The organism is Actinoplanes sp. NPDC051388 (assembly GCF_055586225.1).
This window is the reverse complement of record NZ_JBVJIP010000002.1, coordinates 481,522-502,418: the sequence shown is the minus strand read 5'-3', so window position 1 is coordinate 502,418 and position 20,897 is coordinate 481,522. Positions and strand designations below refer to the sequence as shown.

At 70.2% G+C, this 20,897-nt stretch carries 15 protein-coding genes; 10 read left to right on the top strand and 5 right to left on the bottom strand.

The features are described from left to right. Positions 1–19 precede the first annotated feature (19 nt). The 7 genes from ACZ6TI_RS06585 to ACZ6TI_RS06555 all read left to right on the top strand — a co-directional run bounded on the left by ACZ6TI_RS06585 (position 20) and on the right by ACZ6TI_RS06555 (position 8,465). Positions 20–1,690: a DUF885 domain-containing protein gene (locus ACZ6TI_RS06585; protein WP_465343973.1), complete on the top strand. Its 1,671-nt coding sequence runs from the start codon at positions 20–22 to the stop codon at positions 1,688–1,690. 506 nt (positions 1,691–2,196) lie between these two features. After that, the gene (locus ACZ6TI_RS06580) at positions 2,197–3,288 is read left to right on the top strand and encodes a hypothetical protein (RefSeq protein WP_465344298.1); all 1,092 of its coding nucleotides are present in this window, start codon (positions 2,197–2,199) and stop codon (positions 3,286–3,288) included. Next, positions 3,275–5,956: a sensor histidine kinase gene (locus tag ACZ6TI_RS06575; protein WP_465343972.1), complete on the top strand. Its 2,682-nt coding sequence runs from the start codon at positions 3,275–3,277 to the stop codon at positions 5,954–5,956. The genes ACZ6TI_RS06580 and ACZ6TI_RS06575 overlap by 14 nt, the downstream gene beginning before the upstream one ends. Next, positions 5,953–6,423 (top strand): roadblock/LC7 domain-containing protein, encoded by a 471-nt coding sequence (locus tag ACZ6TI_RS06570; protein ID WP_465343971.1) that lies wholly within the window; start codon positions 5,953–5,955, stop codon positions 6,421–6,423. The genes ACZ6TI_RS06575 and ACZ6TI_RS06570 overlap by 4 nt, the downstream gene beginning before the upstream one ends. A 95-nt stretch (positions 6,424–6,518) precedes the next feature. After that, a complete protein-coding gene (locus tag ACZ6TI_RS06565) occupies positions 6,519–6,884 on the top strand; it encodes a DUF742 domain-containing protein (protein ID WP_465343970.1) in 366 nt (121 codons plus the stop codon). Further along, positions 6,862–7,494, top strand: a complete 633-nt coding sequence (locus ACZ6TI_RS06560) for a GTP-binding protein (RefSeq protein WP_465343969.1) — start codon at positions 6,862–6,864, stop codon at positions 7,492–7,494. The genes ACZ6TI_RS06565 and ACZ6TI_RS06560 overlap by 23 nt, the downstream gene beginning before the upstream one ends. Positions 7,495–7,586: 92 nt before the next feature. Continuing rightward, positions 7,587–8,465 (top strand): hypothetical protein, encoded by an 879-nt coding sequence (locus ACZ6TI_RS06555; RefSeq protein WP_465343968.1) that lies wholly within the window; start codon positions 7,587–7,589, stop codon positions 8,463–8,465. Between the two features lie 41 nt (positions 8,466–8,506). Here ACZ6TI_RS06555 and ACZ6TI_RS06550 read toward each other — a convergent pair whose 3' ends face one another. From ACZ6TI_RS06550 to ACZ6TI_RS06540, 3 genes are read right to left on the bottom strand one after another with little or no spacing between them, the layout of a single operon-like run. Continuing rightward, the gene (locus ACZ6TI_RS06550) at positions 8,507–13,363 is read right to left on the bottom strand and encodes a DNA repair ATPase (RefSeq protein WP_465343967.1); all 4,857 of its coding nucleotides are present in this window, start codon (positions 13,361–13,363) and stop codon (positions 8,507–8,509) included. After that, a complete protein-coding gene (locus ACZ6TI_RS06545; RefSeq protein WP_465343966.1) occupies positions 13,360–15,318 on the bottom strand; it encodes a flotillin family protein in 1,959 nt (652 codons plus the stop codon). Before ACZ6TI_RS06545 ends, ACZ6TI_RS06550 begins: the two co-directional genes overlap by 4 nt. A gap of 9 nt (positions 15,319–15,327) precedes the next feature. Then, positions 15,328–15,936 carry a hypothetical protein gene (locus tag ACZ6TI_RS06540; RefSeq protein WP_465343965.1) on the bottom strand — a complete coding sequence of 203 codons (609 nt, stop codon included), beginning with the start codon at positions 15,934–15,936 and terminating at the stop codon, positions 15,328–15,330. A gap of 274 nt (positions 15,937–16,210) precedes the next feature. Here ACZ6TI_RS06540 and ACZ6TI_RS06535 point away from each other — a divergent pair, with 274 nt between their 5' ends. Both ACZ6TI_RS06535 and ACZ6TI_RS06530 read left to right on the top strand, forming a co-directional pair. Next, the gene (locus ACZ6TI_RS06535) at positions 16,211–16,819 is read left to right on the top strand and encodes a UDP-N-acetylglucosamine 2-epimerase (RefSeq protein ID WP_465343964.1); all 609 of its coding nucleotides are present in this window, start codon (positions 16,211–16,213) and stop codon (positions 16,817–16,819) included. A gap of 1 nt (position 16,820) precedes the next feature. Further along, positions 16,821–17,171 carry a hypothetical protein gene (locus ACZ6TI_RS06530; RefSeq protein WP_465343963.1) on the top strand — a complete coding sequence of 117 codons (351 nt, stop codon included), beginning with the start codon at positions 16,821–16,823 and terminating at the stop codon, positions 17,169–17,171. A 5-nt stretch (positions 17,172–17,176) separates the two neighbouring features. Here the strand turns inward: ACZ6TI_RS06530 and ACZ6TI_RS06525 are convergent, their stop codons facing one another. Beyond that, positions 17,177–18,910 carry a hypothetical protein gene (locus ACZ6TI_RS06525; RefSeq protein WP_465343962.1) on the bottom strand — a complete coding sequence of 578 codons (1,734 nt, stop codon included), beginning with the start codon at positions 18,908–18,910 and terminating at the stop codon, positions 17,177–17,179. 95 nt (positions 18,911–19,005) lie between these two features. Then, positions 19,006–19,746, bottom strand: a complete 741-nt coding sequence (locus tag ACZ6TI_RS06520; protein WP_465343961.1) for a dienelactone hydrolase family protein — start codon at positions 19,744–19,746, stop codon at positions 19,006–19,008. 59 nt (positions 19,747–19,805) lie between these two features. On the opposite strand from ACZ6TI_RS06520, the gene ACZ6TI_RS06515 reads away from it, so the two are divergent. Then, the gene (locus ACZ6TI_RS06515; RefSeq protein WP_465343960.1) at positions 19,806–20,366 is read left to right on the top strand and encodes a TetR/AcrR family transcriptional regulator; all 561 of its coding nucleotides are present in this window, start codon (positions 19,806–19,808) and stop codon (positions 20,364–20,366) included. The last annotated feature ends 531 nt before the right edge of the window (positions 20,367–20,897 follow it).

The following is a 20,897-nucleotide window of genomic DNA, read 5'->3' as shown; positions in this document are numbered from 1 at the left end:
CCTCCCGTAGGGTCGGCGCGTGGGAAACGTGGATGATCTTGCGAACCGGTATGTCGACGACTGGGCGCCGCTGAATCCGACCGGCGCCACCTTCATCGGCATTCCCGGCCATGACGACAAACTGGACGATCTGTCGCCGGAGGGTTACGAGGCCCGCGCCGACTTCACCCGCCGCACGATCGCCGACCTGGACGTCACCGAGCCGGAGACCGAGGCCGAGCAGGTCGCCAAGGACGCGATGCTCGAGCGGCTCGGCCTCGAACTGGCCCGGCACGACGCGGGTTACACGGCGAGCGACCTCAGCGTGATCAGCAGCGGCGTGCACGAGCTGCGGATGGTCTTCGACCTGATGCCGACCGAGGGCGAGGAGGCGGCGGCGAACATCGCGGCCCGGCTCGGCGCCTTTCCGGAAGCCGTCCGGCAATACCAGCGCACCCTGCTGGCCGAGGCCGACCAGGGCCGGATCAGCGCGCGGGCGCAGATGGTGGCGGTCGCCGGCCAGTGCGACGCCTGGACCGACCCGCAGCGCGACAACTTCTTCCACGCCCTGGCCGACCGGGTCGACGCGAGCGGCGCGCTGGACGCCACGCTGCGCCGGGGCGCGACCGCCGCCACCGCCTCGGTCGCCGAGTTCGCCGAGTTCCTGCGCACCGACCTGGCGCCCCGCGGCCGCGACAAGGAAGCGGCCGGCCCGGAGCGCTACGCCCTGGCCTCGCAGTACTTCCTCGGCGCGAAGGTGGACCAGGAGGAGACCTACGCCTGGGGCTTCGAGGAGCTGTTCCGGCTGGAGAACGAGATGCGCACGGTCGCCGCGACGATCGCCGGGCCGGGCGCGAGCATCGAGCAGGCGGTCAGCACGCTCGACGCCGACCCGGCCCGCTGGGTGCCCGGCAAGGAGAACTTCCGCGACTGGATGCAGCAGCTCGCCGAGAAGGCGATCGACGAGCTCGGCGGCACCCACTTCGAGATCGCCGAGCAGATGCGCCGGATGGAGTGCTGCCTCGCGCCGACCAGCGACGGCTCGATCTACTACACCGCGCCGAGCGAGGACTTCTCCCGGCCGGGCCGGATGTGGTGGGCGGTGCCGGAGGGCCAGACCCGGTTCTCCACCTGGCGGGAGACGTCGACCGTCTATCACGAGGGCGTGCCCGGCCATCACCTCCAGGTCGGGCAGACGCAGCTGCGCAGTGACCTGCTCAACCGCTGGCAGCGGCTGCTGGCCTGGTGCTCGGGGCACGGCGAGGGCTGGGCGCTCTATGCCGAGCGCCTGATGGACGACCTCGGCTACCTCTCCGACCCGGGCGACCGCCTGGGCATGCTGGACGGGCAGGCGCTGCGCGCGGTCCGGGTGATCGTGGACATCGGCATGCACCTCGAGCTGGAGATCCCGCGGGACAACCCGTTCGGTTTTCACCCCGGCGAGCGCTGGACGCCGGAACTCGGCTGGGAGTTCATGCGCGCGCACTGCCGGGTGGACGAGGAGGTGCTGCGGTTCGAATGGCGGCGCTATCTCGGCTGGCCGGCGCAGGCGCCGTCGTACAAGATCGGCGAGCGGATCTGGCTGCAGGCGCGTGACGACGCCAAGGCCCGCAAAGGCACCGATTTCAACCTGAAGTCCTTCCACCAGGACGCCCTCAATCTCGGCGTGCTCGGCCTGGATCCGCTGCGGCATGCCCTCGCGCGATTGTGAAATCCGTCCGCCTTTCCACATGCTGAGACAAAGTGCGGCGGACATTGTGTCCGACGCGGCACTCTCGGTAGTTTTCTGGCTCTCCGCGATCGATCGATCACCCTGAGCACGAATTGATCGTGGTAATCGATGGTTGTCCAAGGTGGAACATTTGGCGCCCGCTCACGAGGCAGCGCACCGCAAAGTTCCGGAACCGTATTGACGTGGGGCGCGAAGGCTTGAACGCTCGTTACAACTTTTGCCACCCTCGGGCGTATCCCCCGATCAGACGACTCAAGACTGACCCTCGGGAAGGGGTCGCTTGTTTGTTCTTCGGATAGATTGACCCGGATCGGTGCGCTCGATCGACTACAGAGAGTAGCGGTTGGCCGGGTGCCTGACAGGTGTGCATGGCGGAGCCATCAGACGTGGGCGTGGCGGAGGAAGAAGCAATGGCAGTCTCGGACGGAAATCGACCGTCTCGTCTACGCTCCGCTTTCGCGGCCGTACTGGCGATCTTGATCCTGGTGCCGGCCGGCATCCTCTTCTTGCGGGCCTGGCAGCAGAACGCCGACGAACGCACCGATACCGAGCTGGCGCAGCACGGCGTCGAATACCTGGCCGGCCTCGCCCCGCTGATCAGCGCGCTCACCGAGGCACAGTCCTCGGCGCTGCAGGGCGTCTCCGACTCGCCGCCCTCGCTGACCACCGCGGTGACCCGGATGTCGGCGATCGACCAGCGGCTCGGTGACGACCTCTCCACCCACGAGCGGTGGACCGGGCTGCGCGACCGCATCGGCCGGCTGCCCGCGGTGAACGGTCAGAAGATCCAGGTCTTCCAGGCGCACGTCGAGGTCACCGGCCTGGCGCTGGCGCTGGCCTCCACGGTCGCGGACAACTCCACGCTGAGCCGCGACCCGGACAACGACCTGTCGCACCTGCAGCAGGCGCTCGCCTCGGACCTGCCGCAGACCGTGGTGCAGGTGAGCCGCATGGGCGATCTCAGCCTGCTGGTCGCCGGCATCACCGGCTCGGAGACCGAGCGGGCGCAGGCCCAGGCCCAGCTGGTGCCGCAGTTCGGCGCGGCGGTGGCCTCGGTCAACCAGAGCGTGAACGACCTGACCGACGACCTGCAGGCCGCGGTCGACGACACCGCCAGCGTGACGCTCAGCGGCAGCCTGGTGAGCACGGTGGACGCGTTCCGCCGGGGCGTCGAGTCGTTCATCCGCGGCGCCAGCCCGAGCGGCACCACCCCGCCCAACCCGGCCGCCATGGCGACCGCGCAGAGCCAGCTGCAGACCTCACTGTCCAGCCTCTCCGGCGTCCTCGTACGCGAGATGAACGGCCTGCTCGACGCCCGGATGGACTCGCTCGACACGCGGCGCATCGAGATCATCGTGATGGGCGCCGCGATGGTGCTGCTGATCCTCGGCGTGGTGCTGGTGGTCAGCACCGGCCACCGCCGCGCGGACGGGTCCGCGGTGGATCCGTCCGACAGCGCGATGTCGGTGCTGCCCGATGCGCCCGACCCGTTCGCGCACAGTCCCCACGACCCCGGATCGCCGTACGGCGCCGAGGTCGGCCCCAACCGGCGGGAGCGTTCCGGTGCTCTTCGGTAAGTTCCGCATCCTGGGCAAGCTTGCCCTGCTGGTGCTCGTACCCCTGCTCGGCGTCATCGCACTCAGCGTGCCGATCGTGATCAACCGCGTCGACGCGGCGCGCGACGCGCAACGGATCCAGGACCTGGTCTCGCTGTCCTCCCAGGTGGGCACCACGATCCAGGAGATCCAGGACGAGCGGTTGCTGTCGGTCGGTTACCTGGTCGGGCTGGTGCCCGGCTCCGAACTGGTGGAGCAGAGCGCCCGCGTGCAGGACCGGCTCTCCGCGCTGACCCGCCGTGACGAGCCGCTGACCACCGCGATGACCCGCGCGGTGGCCGGCGCCGCCGCGCTGAACAACACCCGCACCGCGGTGCTCAACCGCAGCGGACGGCCCGACCTGGTGGTGGCCGAGTTCAACCGGGCGGTCGAGCCGCTGATCAACGCGCTCAACCTGCGCCTGAACGCCGACCTGTCCACCACGGTCGGCCGCTCGCTCTATGCGCTCGACCAGGCGCTGCGCAACGACGACCTGATCAACCAGGCCGGTTGCTATCTGACCGTCGCGGTGGTGGCCGACCAGCCGGCGTTCATCGGGTTGTTCTACCAACTGCTGATCCGCCTGCAGGACGACGTGCTGACCGCGCAGCCGTTCTTCACGCCGGCGCAGTACAAGCTCTATCTGTCGGCGCAGGAGGCGTTCTCGTCCCGGGTCGGAGCCCAGTTCCTCACCCAGGCCGCGACCGACCCGCAGGGCGCGGTCAAGCTGCTCAACCGCGACACGATCTTCCCGTCGCTGCGGTCGGTGAACGTGCTCGGTGGCTTCGTGCAGAAGCGGGTCGCCGCCGACGTGCGCGCCGACGTGCTGGACAACAAGAACGCGGCCCTGAGCACGGCGTACAGCATCGGTGGCGCGTCCATCCTGCTGCTGATCCTGGTGTTCGCGCTGAGCATCGGCATGGCCCGCGCGGTCGCCCGGCCGCTGCAGCGCCTCACCCGCTCGGCCGACCGCATCGCCCGCACCGCCGAGTCCGAGCTGGAACGCGTGGCCGACGACGAGGCCGAAGTCGCCAGACCGATTCGCCTGGATCCGGTGGACGTGCAGGCCAAGGATGAGATCGGTGACCTGGCCCGGGCCTTCGACCGGGTGCAGACCACCGCCGTCCGGCTGGTGGAGCGCCAGGTGGTCGGCCGGCGCAACGTGGCGCAGATGTTCGGGCACGTCGGCCGGCGCACGCAGAACCTGGTCGGTCGCCAGCTCGCACTGATCGACAACCTGGAGCGGCGCGAGACCGACAGCGACCGCCTGCGTGAGCTCTACCGCCTCGACCACATGTCCAGCCGGTTGCGCCGCAACGCGTCCAGCCTGGTGGTGCTCTCCGGTGGCGCCGGCGCGAACGAGCACATGGCGCCGCTGCCGCTGAACGACGTGGTCCGCCTGGCCCTCGGTGAGATCGAGGACTACACCCGGGTGGACGTCGAGGTGCCCGAGGAGATCATCGTGGTGCCGGCCCTGGTCGCCGACATCACGCTGCTGCTCGCCGAGCTGATGGAAAACGCCACCTCGTTCTCCCCGCCGCACACCCGGGTCACGGTCACCGCGGCCGAGCTGCGCGGCGGCGCCCGGCTGGCGATCGTCGACCACGGCCTCGGCCTGGCCGCCGAGCGACTGGCCGAGGAAAACGCACGGCTCACCCGCCGCGAGCGCCTCGACCTGGCGCCCAGTGAGGTGCTCGGCCTCTTCGTGGTCGGTCGCCTGGCCCGCCGGCACGGCATCGAGGTCACCCTGACCGACACCCCCGAGGGCGGCCTCACCGCGTGGGTCGACCTGCGCCCGTCGCACCTGGTGGCGCGCGCCGAGACGCTGCCGTTCGGCCAGCCCATCCAGGCCACCGTCACCGGCCCGCACGGCGAGTTCGGCACGTTGCTGGCCGGCGCCTCCAACCGCTCGGCGCCGGGCAGCGCGCAGCCGTTCGACGCGAACATGCTCGACCGGGCCACCCGCACGCTGCAGAGCGCGGAGGCCTGGGACGCGTTCTCGCCGCTGCGGCCGGTGCCGCCGGAGATCGCCGCCGCGCCATATCAAGAGGCCGAGATCGTTTACGACGAGCCGGTGCGCTCCTACGACATGGGCACCCCGGTCGCCGGCCGGCACCCCGAGGCGATCATGCCGCCGGCCGTCGTCGAGCCGGCCACGCCCGCCGCGCCCGCCGAACCCGTCCAGCTTCCCCGCCAGCGCACGGGTGCGGACCCGCGCTACGGCGGGGACCCGAAGCGCGGCGTCAACGAGCCGCCGCGCTCGGGCAACGGTGGCCTGCGCCGCCGAGTACCCGGCACCCAGCTTCCCCTGGAGACCGGGGCGCAGATGCCGGTCGCGCCGCCGTCCACGGACGACGCGCTCGCCGCCCGCGAGGCGTTCGAGGCGTTCGAGGCCGGCGTCAACCGCGCACAGTGGGATGTCATCGAGGCCGAGATGACCTCGCCGCAACCTGCGGGGAACTCCCCGCTGGCCCGGCGCGTGCCCGGCGCATCCCTGCCGGTCACCGAACCGATGAGCGCCACACCTCCGGCCTCACCGAGCGCGCCGTTGGACCCGGACGCCGCACGCGCACTGGTCGAGCAATTCGAGTACGGAGTCGCACTCGCCTTGAATGAGACGCAGAGCCAACACGAGGGACAATCGCGATGACTTCCCCCTACAGCACCGACACCAATAGCGGTCGGGACTACGCGCACTCGCAGCTGAGCGCTGAGGCGAAGACCTTCAACTGGTTACTGGACTCCTTCACGTCCGGGACCGCCGGTGTGATCGAAGCCATTGCCGTCTCCTCGGACGGTCTGCTGATGGCCATGTCCGCGATCAAGGACCGGCCGAACGCCGAGCGGCTGGCCGCCGTGGTGTCCGGCCTGACCAGCCTCTCCGGTGGCGCCGCGAGCTGGTACAACCTGGGCAGCCTGAACCGCGTGATCATCGACATGCAGGACGGCTATCTGCTGGTCACCGCGATCAGCGCCGGTTCGGTGCTGGGCGTGATCGCCGACCGGTCGGCCAACCTCGGCACGCTGGCATATGAGATGACCCTCTTCGCCACGCGCGCCGGCGGTGCGCTCAGCCCCCGACTCATCGCGGAATTGAAAAACGCCGTCCAGCAATGAGTCACCCGGGCGGCCCAGACGATGCCGGACGCAGCGCGTCCGGCATCCGGCCGTTCCTGCGAAGCCCACAGGCACCGGTGCCGTTCGCGCCTCAGATGCCGGTCGAGAGGGACTTCGCGCCGCCGGGCGAGCACACCACGACCCTGCGCCCGTTCGTCATCACCGCCGGACGGGTGGACGGTCCGGACCCGGACATCCAGATGGAGACCCAGGTCACGGTCCACCCCGGTGCCGCGCCGACCCGGTTGCCACCGGAGAAACGCGCCATCGTGACCCTCTGCGTCGAGCCGTTGTCGGTGGCGGAGATCTCCGCTCGGCTGCGCCTGCATCTGGGCGTCACCCGCATCCTCGTGGGGGATCTGCGGGCGGCGGGCCAACTCGAGGTGCACGTGCTGGACCACGACTTCCCCGACCCCGAGACCATCATGCGAGTGATCCGTGGACTTCGATCAATATCCTGATCAGCGCATCGTCGGCACCGCGCGGGTGCCCGAGGAGCAGCGACCGGCCACGCCGCCGGTCCCTGTCAAGATCATCGTGGCCGGCGGCTTCGGCGTCGGCAAGACCACCACGGTCGGAGCCATCTCCGAGATCTCGCCGCTGACCACCGAGGCCGAGATGACCATGGAGTCGATCGGCGTGGACGATCCGGGTCCGGCGTCCTCGAAGACCACGACCACGATCGCGATGGACTTCGGCTGCGTGACCATCGACCGCACGCTGAAGCTCTACCTGTTCGGAACGCCCGGCCAGTCCCGGTTCGCGTTCATGTGGGACGATTTGATCCGCGGCGCCCTGGGCGCCCTTGTGGTGGTCGACACCAATCGGATAGACGACTGTTATCCGGCGGTGGATTACTTCGAACGGGCCGGCCTGCCGTTCGTGGTCGGGATCAACACGTTCAACGGGCAGCTCGGCTATCACCTCGACGAAGTGCGCTGGGCTCTCGCAGTGCGGGATGACGTGCCCGTTCTCTCATTCGACGCACGCTTTCGTGGCTCCGTGCGAGATGCCCTGCTGGTAGTGCTCGACCAGGCATTGCACAAGTCGATCAAAATGAATTCACACTGAGTGAGTTCACGGACCACAGGTTCGCGGTTCCGATTCGGCCCTCGAGCGGGCAGAGTTGTGTGGGGAAGCTTCCGGGGCGGAGGGACGGTGCTGTGCGAGGCGGATTGGACGATGCGCTCGACAAGCTCGCGCGTCGTGACGAGTTGCGCCGGCGCGCTGCCGGCGAGGCTTCCGGCACGCCCGCCGCGGTCCAGGAGCTCGTCGAGGCGATCGCCGGGGTGGTCGGGCGCAATCAGGGCCTCGAGGTAACCGTCGGCGTCGAGGGCGCCGGCGACCCGACGCTGCTGCACTTCTTCGTCGAGGACGGCATGGTCCGGGTGACCGCCGACTCGTCGGTGGCGGCGCGGGCCACCGACGCCCCCAAGCACGCCGACTTCGACCTCGAGCCGGACGACCAGGCCGACGGCCCGTTCGTCGCCCGCCCGATGTCGCCGCCGGCGCCCGAGCCGGTGAGCTTTGACGATCGCGACCGCTACGACCCGGGCACGGGTTACGACCATGCGGAGTACGACGCCCAGCACGTCGTCAACAACGACCTGACCGAGGACTTCGACGCCTCGCGTTTCCGCAGCCCGTTCGCCGCCGAGCCGCCCCCGCCGGTGCCACCGCAGACCACCCGCCCGGCCGCGGCGCACTCCTCCCGCCCCGACCCGGGCCAGCCGATCTTCATCGACGCCCGGCCGGGCCGAAACGCCCCGACGTCCCCCGCCCCACCGCGACGCGCGCCCGCCGGCAGCGACTTCCCCGGCAGCGAGTTCTTCGGCGGCGAGGAGACGACCAGGCTGGCCTACCCCGAGCAGCCCCTCCCGGACCCGCGCCCGGCCCCGGAGCCAGATCGCGGCATGCCGACGCCGCTGCCGGAGCCGATCCCGCTGGGCCGGGTGGACACCGCAGAGACCGAGCAGGCAGCCAAGCGGCTGGCCGCCCTCCTGCGCGACGACCCCACCCTGCTGCGCCAAGACCGCCAGTAGCCTCCCCAGCAGCTCGATCCCCCACCCGGCGGCGGGGTCGCCTAGGGCGAGCGGAGCTTTCCGATCGCGGCCTCGATGCCGCCGACCCGGTCGGCGAGCAGGCCGACCGCGCCCACCGCTCGCGTCATCGGGTCGTCCTCCGCGCCGCCCAGCGCCAGCTCCCGCACGAACCCGGCCTTGACCTCCGCCCACCGCGCGGCCTGCTCGGGCGTCTGCCGCCCGCGGATCTCGGCCAGCTTGAGCAGGTTTGCCTCCGCGCCGGTGGTCAGCGTCTGCGCCTCGCCGAGGTAGTGGTCGTCGACCATCGACTCCAGCTCGGCGTCGTTCATCACCGGCACGATCCGCTCGGCCAGCTTGGTCATGTTGCGATAGGAACCCTGCAGGCGGAACGGCGGCTCGGTGCGGGACGACTCGGCCTGCCCGGCCGACGCGATGTAGGCCTGGTTGACCCGCAGCACGATCCGCTGCACCCGGCGCATCTTCCGCAGCACCGAGAGGATCTGCTCCAGCTCGGCCGCCGAATAGGCGTAGGACAGCCGGTCCGGCCGCACCGTGTCGTCGCCCTCGGCCAGCCGGATCAGCATCGGCAGGTCGCCGCGGTCGCGGGCGGACAGCGGCGCCAGCACCGGGTTCGAGGTCAGGGCGTTTTCCAGGTAGGACAGCTCGAACAGGTCCTCGCGCCCGGCCAGCACGTCGCCCAGGTTCCACACGTCGGCCCGGTTGGCCAGCATGTCTGGCACCCGGAAGCGCTGCCCGGTCTCCGTATATGGATTGCCGGCCATGCACACCGCGAACCGCTTGCCCCGCAGGTCATAGGTGCGCGTGCGCCCCTCCCAGACCCCTTCCATCCGCCGCTGCGCGTCACAGAGCGAGATGAACTTCTGCAGCAGCTCCGGCGACGTGTGCTGGATGTCGTCGAGATAGAGCAGCACGTTGTTGCCCATCTCCAGCGCGAAGGTGATCTTCTCGACCTCCTGCCGCGCGGTCGCGTTGGGCGCCTCCGCGGGGTCGAGCGAGGTCACGCCGTGCCCCAGCGCCGGCCCGTTGACCTTGACGAAGACCAGCCCGAGCCGATCCGCGACGTATTCCATCAGCGTGGTCTTGCCGTAGCCGGGCGGCGAGATCAGCAGCAGCAACCCGGACTGGTCCGTGCGCTTGGCATCACCCGAGGCGCCGACCTGCCGGGCCAGGTTGTCGCCGATCAGCGGCAGATAGACCTCGTCGAGCAGCCGGTTGCGGACGAACGACGTCATCACCCGCGGCTTGTATTCGCTCAGCCGCAGCCGGTCCCGCTCGGCGGCGGCCAGCGCGGCCCGCCGGCGCTGGTAGTCGCGGTAGGCCGGCATCCGCTGCTCGCGGAACTCTCGCGAGGCGGCCAGCAGGTCCTCGAGCCGCAGCGGGTAGCTGCCGCCGACGATCGTCGGGTGCACGCCGAGCAGCCCGGTCACCGTCTCGGTGAGCGCCGCCGAGGACTCGTATCGCGTCAGGGCGGTGCCGGTCAGCTCGATCGCGACGGCCTCCACCAGGTCGGGTGTCGTGCCCGCGTCCGGTTTCGCCGACAGGAATGCGGACAGCCAGGCGTGCACGAGCTGCCGCCGCGCCGCCAGGTCACCATCGAGCGCCCGCAGATCTTCCGCGAACTGCCGTGCCGCCGGCGCCTGCCCGCCGCCCAACTCGCGGTGGAAGCGGTCGAGCAGCGTGCGCGCCGCGGCGCTGGTCACGAAGCCGGCCGGCTCGGCGGCGAGCTCCTCGATCAGGTAGTCACCGACCGCCGCACCGGCCGCCGCGTCGAGCTCCGCGCACAGGTCGGTCAGCGCCGACCCGGCGGAGCCGAACATCGACCGCGCCCGCACCAGCGACGTCGCCCGCAGGCTCCACGAGGTCCGCTGCTCGTCGGTGGCGCCGAAGGCCCAGAACACCTGCGCCGCCGCGCGCACCGACGGTTGATAACGCAGCAGTCCGGCGCCCGCGTGCAGCCGGATCAGCGCGCCCAAGATCAGCTCGGCGTCGGCGTCGTGCACGCCGCGCTCGTACCCCTCGTCGTAGCGCGCCTCGGCCGCCCGCCGCACCAGATCGCGCAGCGTGCCCTGGGGCAACGCGGCCGCGGCCGCCGCCGGATCCGCGGCGAACACCGCGGCGGCCAGGTGCGCCGCGCGGTACATGGTGGTGGTCTCGGAGATCAGCGACTGGTCCCAGAACGGCCGGGTCTCGGCGAAGGCCGCGTCGCGGATGGCCGCGCGGTAGTCCGTGCCGGTGACCGCGAACGCCAGCTGGTCGCCGTCCGGCACCAGGGTCAGGTCGATCTCCTGGGTGTTCACCGCGAACGCGTGCCGGCCGAGCCGGATCGTCTTGCCGCCGTCGGCATAGAGGTCGAGCCGGTCCCGCAGTGATCGTCCGGCCTCCTGCCGTGCGGCCTTGACCTGTCCGTCCAGCTCCTCGGCCCGCACCGAGTCGCCGAGCGCCCGCAGGTCGGCGCTGAGCGACCGCAGCTTGGCCACCATCGGGTCGCTCGCGAAGTACGTGTTGACGTCGTCCGCGCTGTCCAGCGACGCGACCCGGCGCTGCACCCCGGAGAGGATGCGGCGGGCCGAGTCGACCAGCCGGTCGGCGCGGCGGGCACGGTCGTCGAGCAGCTGCTGCCGGCGGCCGGCGATCGCCTCGTAGACCTCGGTGCGTTTGGTGCCGAGCTGCTCCAAGAAGTCGTCGAAATCGCCGAACCGCGTCTCCAGCGCCTCCACCTGCAGCATCAGGCGGGCGAGCTGCTCGTCGCACTTCTCCGGGGTGTCGGCGACCGCCAGCGCGCTGCCGACCGCCTGGCCGAGCAGCGCGAACTCGGCGGCGAACTCGGCCCGGCCCTCGACCGCGGACAGTTCGCGGCGGCGCGCGTCGAGCGTGGCCCGGGCGCGGTTGAGCCCGCCCAGCACCTCGCCGACGCGTTCCAGGATGGCCACCCGGGCGGTGGCGTCGGCGATCTCCAGCCCGCCGATCACCTCGGTGACGACCTGCAGCCCGTCGGACTGCTGGGTGAGCTTCTCGGTGACCGGGGCGGCCTCGGCGACCGTGGCGATGCCGGCCGCGGACGCCGCCAGCTCGTCGACGACGCGCTGGTAGCCGGTGAACGCGTCGGGCTGCTGGAAGAACTCGACCGCGCGCTGGGCCGTCTCGTCCACCGCCGTGGCGACCTGCTGGGCCAGCTCGTCGAGCCGGGCCAGGTCGGCGTAGCGCAGCTCGCGCAGCCCGGCCAGCTTGCCCTGGTGCCCGCGCAGCTCGGCGAGCTGGGTCACCCAGCCGTCGCTGCTGGTCGGCGTCTCGGCGCGGACCCGGCGGACCAGCGCCTCGACGTCGGTCGCCTCGGCCTGCACCGCCTGGGCGGCCTGCGCGGTGAGCTCCTGGACCGTCTCGAACTCGTCCAGCACCTGCGCCGCGGTGGCCCGCACCTCGGCCAGCGGGGTGCGCAGATCGCCCAGGTCGGCCTCGCCGAGCCAGTGGTAGTGGTCGAAGATCCGGGCGCAGGCGGCGACCATCGCTTCGAACACCGGACCGGACGGCGCCATCTCCTGGGCCATCCGCGCCACCGACAGGCACTCGGAGATGCCGCGGACCAGCTCGGCGTTGCCGATCCGCTCGAGCGGCCCGGTGCCGATCGGCTGGGCGGCGGCGAACGTGTCCGACACGAACGGCGTGCCCCAGACCTGCATCGGGTGCACCCGGGACGGCTCTTCGGACATCTCACGGAACGCCACCAGCGTGCCGTCGTCGAACAGCGAATAGCCATGGCACGGGATCGGCGTGGCGACGACCTTGCGAATCATGTTGTACGGCAGCAGCAGGTAGGACCCGGCCGCCCGGGCGTGGAAGACGTAGAGCACATCCTCGCCGTTCACCGACCGGATGGTGCGCTCGAACTCCAGATCGGACACGTCGGCGTCGAACGTCTTCGCGACACCGGTGGCCAGGTAGTAACCGCCCGGGAAGATGATGCCGTGGTCCTCGGGCAGCCGCTGGCAGGCCTGCCCGATGCCGTCCAGGCGCACCACGTCGCGCGTGCGCGTGTTGAACACCAGGTAGCGCCAGGTGTCCTCCTTGTAGGGCAGCACTTTGAGCAGGATCAGCGGCCCGATGCGCGCGTAGCGGATGTCCGCGTCGGCCAGGCTCTGCAGCGGCTCGTCCACCGGCTCGGAATAGACACCCTCGCCGTCCGAGGTGTTGTTCTCCACCTTGATGGTGAGCGTGCCGCCGACCGTCTCGACGAACACCGCGTCCTCGATCGACACGTGCGGGTGCTTGCCCTGCACGTGCTGGTCGCGGGTGGTCTCGGTCCACTCGAAGTCGTGCGCCGGCGGGAACACGTGGTCGCGCTCGCCGCGATTGTCCACATAGCTCACCGCGCCGGAGGTCTCCACCCGCCAGCGCAGCACCCGCAGGTCGTCCACCCGCGGCCCGGTCTGGAAGACGGCCAGCAGCAGGCCCTCCACCCGGCGCAGCTGCAGCAGCTTCGCCTCTTGGTAATAGCGGTACATCTCCGCGAAGTCGCGCTGGAAACCGGTGTCCGTGAGCAGCCCGGGGATGTCGACCGACGGTTCGAAGCGGAACGCGTCGCCGTCGCGGCTGAGCCCGTGCACGGCGAACACATCGTCCACAGTGGTCTCCTTGCGGAGACCGATGAACACGTTGTATCCGAACAACATCGCGCCGCCGACCTGCGCGATGTCGCGCGGCACGCAGTTGTTCTCGGTGCGGAACCGCTCGGTGCCGAGCAGTCGCAGCTCGGCGCCGCCGAAGGTGGTGACCCGGCGCTCGTTGAGCGCATCGGCCCGGCGGCCCAGCTCGGCGCACTGCTCGCCGAGCCGGGCCCGGAGGACCTCGTAGGTCCCCGCGTCCAGCGTCGTCTCGGTCACTGGTGCGTGCCGTTGACGGGCTTCTTGTTGTCGTCACCCTCTGACTGCGCCTTGAGCTGCTGCATCAGATAGGCCGAGACGGTCATGTTGCTGACGTCGGAGGTGCTTACCGAGCCGAGCAGCTTGGCCAGGTCGCCCGGCAGCGACTGGGAACCGTCCACATAGGGCGCGGCGAGACCCTGCGCCACGGTCGAGTGGCCGACGAAGCCGTCGACGCTCTTGCCCAGCGTGATCGAGCCGATCAGCTTGTCGAAGAAGACGCTCTCGCCACCGACGATGTCGATGTTCGCCTTCTCCAGGCCGGCCGCGACCACCATGGCCTGCGCCTCGGCGATCTCCTTGTGCACGCTGATGCCGGCCAGCCGGATCTCCTTCTCCGCCTCCAGCCGCAGGCGGTATTCCTCGTGCTCGCGCGAGGCCTCGTCCAGCGCTGCCATCGCGGCCGCCTTCTCAGTCAGACCCTCGGCCTCGCCCTTCAGCTTCTCGCGCATGCCGTCCGCAGCGGCCAGCGCCTTCTCGCGGGCCACGACGGCCTCCGCCCGGCCGACCTTCTCGATCGCCTCGGCGTTGCGCTCGTTGACCTGCACCTCGGCCAGGCCGCGGGCGGCCTCCTCGGCCTGGGTGCCCTCGGCCAGCCGGATCTTGGAGCGGGCGTCCAGCTCCGCGGCCTGCTGCCGGGCCTCGGCCAGCACGATCGACTCACGCGCCCGGAAGCCGGCCGCGGTCTCCGCCGCCTCGGCCGCCTTGATGTCCTTTACCAGGCCCTCCTGCGCCTCGGCCTCGGCCGCGATGATCACCTGCTGGCGGGTGCGCTCGGCCTCCTCGACCACGCGCAGCCGCTTGATGTTCTCCTCCTGCTCGGCGACCGTCTTCTCCACCGCGATCCGCTCGCGCACGACCTCGGCCATGGCGCGCTTCTCGGTCTCCATCTCCTTGTCCTTGGAGATCGTGGAGAGAGCGACCTCGCGGTCTCGGGAGACCACCTCGAGCATGCGGTCCTTCTCGATCCGCTCGGTCTCGATCGCGATCACCCGCTCGCGGTTCTTCGCCGCGACCGCGACCTCACGAGCCGTGTTCTCGCGCTGGATGTTCAGCTGCTCGTCGGTGCGCAGCCCGGCGGAGTGTGCCTTGAGCCGCTCCTGCGCCTGCACCATCTCGATCTCCGCGGCCTCACGCGCGCGCATCGTCTCGATCTCGCGATTCTGCTTGATCTCCGCGTCCGCCTGCCGGCGCTGAAGCTCGAGGATCGTCTCCTTGGCGTCGACGTCCTGCCGGGTGATCTCCTTCTCCTCGTTGCGCCGGAAGTCGTTGGTCTTGACCGCCTCGATCGCGGTCAGCTCGGTGATCTTTCGGATGCCCTGCGCGTCCAGGATGTTCTTCGGGTCGAGCGAGCTCAGCGGCGTCTGCTCGAGGAAGTCGATCGCCGCGTCCTCCAGGCTGTAACCGTTGAGGTCGGTGCCGATCACCTCGATGATCTGGTCACGGAAGTCGTTGCGCCGCGTGTAGAGGTCGACGAAGTCGAGCTGCTTGCCGACCGTCTTGAGCGCCTCGGAGAACTTCGCGTTGAACAGCTCCTGCAGCGTGGTCTCGCTGCTGGCCCGCTCGGTGCCGATCGCCTGGGCCACCTTGATGACGTCCTCGGTGGTCTTGTTGACCCGCACGAAGAACGTGATCCGGATGTCCGCCCGGATGTTGTCCTTACAGATCAGGCCCTCTCGCCCGGTGCGGGTGATCTCGATCGTCTTGACCGAGATGTCCATCGTCTCGGCCTTGTGCAGCACGGGCAGCACGACCGCGCCGGTGAACGTGACGTCGACTCGGCGCACCTTGGAGACGATCAGCGCCTTGCCCTGCTCGACCTTGCGGAACATCCGGCTCAGGAAGAACACCACACCGAGAACGATCAGAACGATGACGGCGACGAGGATGCCGAGGCCGGTGGAGATGACGTCCATCCACTTTCCTTACTGCTGAGTGTCCGATGGGTCCTGGCGCAGGGCGACGTCGGTGGGGACGACCCAGAAGAACTCGCCCTCCTGGTCGACGTCGTAGAGCAGGGCGGTGTCGCCCGCCGCGAGCTTGTCGGTGCCGGTCTGGCGCACCTGCACGATCGCCGAGGAGCCGTCCGGCGAGTGCACCTCCGCCTGGCCGAACGTGCGGGTCACGGTGCCGGTGCGGATCACGCAGGTGAGCCCGATGAAGTCGGCGCGCGACGGCACCGGCCCGGCCGGCCAGACCTTGGCCAGCACGATGACCAGCAACCGGGTGATCACCCAGGCGACCACGAGCGCCGCGATCAGCGTCAGCCAGAGCGGCCAGAAGGTGATCAGCTCGGCCCCGGCCAGGCTCCCGAACCAGGCGAAGACAACGAGCAGAGACAAAATCACCGACATGGGTACGCCGGTCAGCCCCACAAACGCAAGCGGCCCCGACTCGGCTCCGCCGCTGTCGCCATCACCCTCGGGGTCGGCGCCTCCGACGATCACCACGATCCAATAACCGATGACCACGACCAGCAGAGGGGTGAACACGACCGTGGGGAAGCTGAGCACAGCCTCGACGAACCCACCCATCGTGAAACCCGCCCCCGCCTGGTGTGATGTCCCCACAGCCGCCCGCTGATGAGGTGGCTTTGATGATGGCAGCAACGGTCAACGACGCGCTGCCCCGCTTTAGACCACGCTTTGTCATCTAAACGGACTATTAACTACTTCTAGTTACCGCCCGAAGATCCCTTCTCGCCCGCTCAGAGCCATCTGACCTGGGCCGTTAGGTCGATTTCAAGGCAGCGGCCTTGCGTCACTCAGCGTAGCGACCTACGGTTCTCAGGTCAGTGAGCGCGACATCGTGAGTCGCAGATTCTCCGAAGGGCTGGTCGCGATGCCGCTCCCCGAAGTCCATGTCGTCGCCGGCGACCCCGAGGCGGCCGCGGCGCTCTTACCGGTGGTCGAGGCGATGCGCCAGGCCGGTCTCGTGGAGCCGGTGTTTCTGGGTGCCGGCCATGCGTACCGGGGAGAGAAGCCGGACCTGGTCCTCGAAGAGGGACCACTGACCGGGTTGATCCCCGCGCTGGACGCGTTGTGGGCGACCCGGCCGCCGGCCGCGGTGCTGGTGGCCGACGCCGATCCGGCCGGGATGGCGGCGGCGCTCGCGGCGGCCTGGCGCGGGCTGCCGATCGCGCACCTCGGCGCCGGCGAGCGGGTGGACGAGACCGAGGACGACGCCGACGGCCGCCTGATCACCCAGGTCGCCTCGCTGCACCTGGTGGCACTGCCGGTGTCCGCGATGAACCTCCTCGACGAAGGCGTGCCGGCCGGCGACCTGCTGATCACCGGCGACGACACGCTGGCGCCGCGCCGGGCCGCGCAGGCCGTCGCCGCGCTGGCCGGACTGACCCTGCCGCCGGCCCCGATGCCGGTCACCGTGACGCCGGCGACGGCGCGATTCGGTGGCTGACGTGGATGTAGTCGATTTCTACACCGAGTCCTGGATCGGCGACGACCGCGACGGCGTGCGCCGGGTGCTGAGCCCCGACGTCGAGGTGGAGTGGAACCTGGACGCCCCGGTCGACGAGGAGGAGCTGGTGCAGACGCTGCACCGGGTCGCGGTCTTCGCCGACTCGGTGACCGTGGTGTCGCAGGCCCGGCGCGCCGACGACACGCTGCTGGTCTATGACCTGGTGGCGCCGTTCGGCACCGCCCGGGTGGCCGAGTTCCTGACCGTGCGGGCCGGCCGGATCACCGAGATCCGGCAGATCTACGACGTGGTCGCGATCGACCGCTACTTCCCCGGGCTCTACGAGAACTGAGGTGCTCACCGCTCCTGGATCGACTTGAGCGGAGCCAGCTTCGGGTCGGTCGGCGCGTTCCACTTCTGCTCGGCCTTGCCGGTGCAGTCGGTGGCGATGATGTAGCTCCACTTGCCGGCGAAGACGTAGTCCGCGCCGCGATGCTCGGCCGCCTCCAGACAGTGCCCGTAGTTGTCCTTCACCTGGTAGGCCTCGTTGATCAGCGTGGTGGCGCCGAAAACCGTCCACTGCTGCTTGATGTTCGCGGCGTCGCACGCGGCCACCCAGACCCAGCCGCCGTTGACGCCGGGGCTGAGCATGCACCACTTCTTGTTGGACTTGTCGGTGGAGTAGACCTGGCCGACCGCCGAGGTGACGTTGTCCTTGATCATCTGCGCGGAGAGCGGGCCGACCCAGACGTGGTTCCAGTAGGGCAGGCCGTTCAGGCTCTGCTTGCAGGGGTACGAGATCAGCGCCGGCGCATGCGGGATCGCCTTGGCCCAGTTGCCGTCCGGCGCCTCGTTGGTGAGGTCCAGGCAACGGCCGACCTCGTCCTTGTTCACGTACTGGCTGGACTCGATGCCGGCGCCGCCCGCGCCGACCGTGTTGTCCGGCACGAACGACTTGCCGAACACGTTGGCGTTGCCGCAGTCGCCGCCGGTCTTCAGCACGATGTTGCCGCCCGGCGTCACGGCCGGCGTGGCCATGCCCAGGCAGAAGTTGCTGCGCTGCGGGGTCAGCACGCCGCCGACCAGCTTCAGGGTGGCGCCGTAGTAGGTCTGCTTGTTCACGTCGTAGTCCCACTGCTGCAGCGGGTCGCTGGTCGGGCTGCACGCCTCGAACGTGGTGCTGAGGCCGGCCGCCTGCACCTCCGGCGCGGTGACGCACAGGCCGTAGGGATAGGTGGCCGAGCGGGTGTTGGACAGCTGCAGGCTCAGGTTCTTCGGGTAGATGAACGTGGTCTGCGGGTCGGTCGGGTTGTTGAAGTTGCACTTGACCGCCTTGACCGTCTTGAGGGCCGCCGGCGGGTTCTCGGTCGTGCCGACGCAGAGCCCCTTGTTGGTGCCGTTGACGATCAGCTTGCCGCCGGGGATGGTTTCGTTCAGGTTCCGGAACGTGTAGGTCGCGTAGAGCGTCCGGGAGACGCCGCCGACCGTGCCCACCGAGCGCAACAGGCCGAAGAGCGGCACCTGGGTGAGCACGCCGCTGACGCAGCCGACCGCGCTGTTGACCGCGTTCTTCAGCGGCTCGGTGAGCGTGACGGCGAGGCCGTCGGTGAGCGTGAGCGTGTTGCCCACGAGGTTGCCGAGCGGCGTGGCGAGGTTGGTGCTGACCAGCCCGGTGAGGTTGGTGAGGTCGCCGATCGGCCGGACCGTCTCGATCAGGCTGGACGGGTCGATCAGGAAATATCCGATCGACGCCGAGTAGGTCGGGGTGACCGCGCCGGCGCCGGTCAGTGAGCCCTGCGGCAGCGTCGTGCAGGGCAGCTTGTCGAGTCGCCCGCCGGTGGCGTCGAAGGCGGAGCGGATCTTCGCCAGCCCGGCGTCCAGACCGGCCTGTGCGGCGTTCACCGCGGACACCCGGTCGGCCTCGCGCTTGCTCTCGCTGATCTGGCCCACCACCAGGCTGGTGAGCCCGGCGCTGAGCGTCACGCTGACCAGCGTCACGAGCAAGGCCAGCGGCATCGAGCCGGCGTCGTTGCGGCGCGCGCGCCGACGCATGCGCCACGTGCGGGCGAATCTGCCACGGCCGGCGAACATGTGGCCTCCTGGGGCCCGGGGTCGGATGGTGTCCGACTCGCCATTCGGCAGCCAGCCCCAGATCTTGAGGTAAGTCCCCCCGCGGCTTGCCCCGGTCAGGCCGGGTGCACCCGGCCGAGCAGGTCGAAGAGCGCGGTCCAGTGCCGCTTCTCGCCCTCCTCGTGATAGGCCGCCGTGTCCGCCATGGTGAAGCCGTGCCGCGCGCCCGGATAGACCTCGGACGTGTACGTGACGCCGGCCTCGTCGAGTGCCGCCTCGAGCGTCTTGATCTGGTCGGCGGACATCGAGTGGTCCTGGTCGGCGTTCGCGAACAGCAGCTCACCGGTGACCGCGCCGACCCGCAGGTGCGGACTGTCCGGCTGGTCGGTGGCGAGCCGGCCGCCGTGGAAGCTGGCGATCGCCCTGACCCGGTCGGGATAGGCGGTGACCACCCGCAGCGCGTTCGTGCCGCCCATGCAGTAGCCGACGATGACCACCTGCTGGTCGGTGCCGAAGAAGTCCAGATAGGACTGGGCGTCGCTGGTGATCTTCTCGGTGTCGAGGTCCTGCACGCGCGGCATGATCTGGCCGATCACCTCGCCGCGCCGCTCGGGGTCGGCCAGGCCGGAGAGGTCGAACTGCGGCGAGCGCCCGAAGCGGTAGAGCAGGTTGGGCACCAGCACCGCGTAACCCCGCGCGGCGATCCGGTCGGCCATCTCTTCGAGCCGCGGCCGCAGCCCGAACGCGTCCTGGAAGATCAGCACGCCGGGGAACGGCCCGTCGCCGTCCGGCCGGACCAGATAGGAGTCCGCGACACCGTCGCGCGTCGGGATGTCCACCGAGATCCGCTGCGTCACGACCGCGAACCTACACCAGATCCGGGGATGACCCCCCGATCCCCCGGTACGCTGTGCACATGGCCGCCGTTCGATTGCGCGCCGATGCGGAGCGCAACCGCATCGCGCTGCTCGCCGCCGCCCGGGAAGTCTTCAGCGAGCAGGGCCTGGAAGCGTCCCTCGACGAGATCGCCCGCCGGGCCGGCGTCGGCAACGCGACGCTCTACCGCCGCTTTCCCACTCGACAGGATCTCATCGCCGCAGTCTTCGCGGACCGCAAGACGACTCAGGTCGAGCTCGCCGACCGGGCGCTGGCCCAGCCGGATCCGTGGCAGGCGTTCGCCTCCTATGTCACCGGGCTCTGCGAGCTGCAGGCGGAGAACAGGGGCCTGGGCGAGCTGCTGGTGACGGTCAACTTCGACGGCGACGACCGGCTGACCCAGCTGCGCGCCACCTCGCAGCGCCGGGCCCGCGAGGTCATCAAGCGCGCGCAGGACGCGGGCGCCCTGCGCGCCGACTTCGACCTGGACGACCTCTGGCGCCTGCTGATGGCCAACGCCGGCGTCATCGAACGCTCCCAGGATCCGAACGCGTGGCGCCGCCAGCTCACCCTGGTCCTGGAGGGCCTCTCCCCTCGCTGACCCGCATCACGCAGAGTGGCGAGACACCCATCTCCGCAACCTGCGGTCGGCGGCCCGTTACGTTGCGGTTTTTCAGGGAAAATTAAGCCGCAACACTCGCCGAAAGCGCTCTCCGCAGGGCACGATTCCAACTCCGTCGTAACCCCCCGCGATCGGAGCACCCGTGCCCACCGAACACTCTGAGCCGTCGTCGACCCGAAGACCGCACCCTGACCCCGTCGCCGACCCGCGCCGCGTTCCACAGCCGCCGGTCGAGCCGCCGCCGGTCCTGCGGTGGACCCGCCGGATCGCCCTCTTTCGCAAGCCGCACTGTGCTCCGCCGACTTGGCACCCCCGCGGCGCCTCGCCGTTCGCCATCCGCCGCACCCGGCTGACGGCGCCGCAGCAGACCCGCCGGCCCCGCTCCGGCCCGCGGATCCGCCGGCACCGCACCGGCCCGCCCCGCTAGCTTTCCTCTCCACGCGCGGCGCCGGGATTGCCCCCTCCCGGCGCCGCGCACCCCGAAGAGTCGCCGCGCACCCCGAAAGGCCC

Coding starts and splice junctions, on each gene's coding strand:
- ACZ6TI_RS06570 (WP_465343971.1), top strand. CDS start 5,953: ATGACTTCCCCCTACAGCACCGACACCAATAGCGGTCGGGACTACGCG.
- ACZ6TI_RS06565 (WP_465343970.1), top strand. CDS start 6,519: ATGCCGGTCGAGAGGGACTTCGCGCCGCCGGGCGAGCACACCACGACC.
- ACZ6TI_RS06545 (WP_465343966.1), bottom strand. CDS start 15,318: ATGGACGTCATCTCCACCGGCCTCGGCATCCTCGTCGCCGTCATCGTT.
- ACZ6TI_RS06540 (WP_465343965.1), bottom strand. CDS start 15,936: ATGGGTGGGTTCGTCGAGGCTGTGCTCAGCTTCCCCACGGTCGTGTTC.
- ACZ6TI_RS06525 (WP_465343962.1), bottom strand. CDS start 18,910: ATGTTCGCCGGCCGTGGCAGATTCGCCCGCACGTGGCGCATGCGTCGG.
- ACZ6TI_RS06515 (WP_465343960.1), top strand. CDS start 19,806: ATGGCCGCCGTTCGATTGCGCGCCGATGCGGAGCGCAACCGCATCGCG.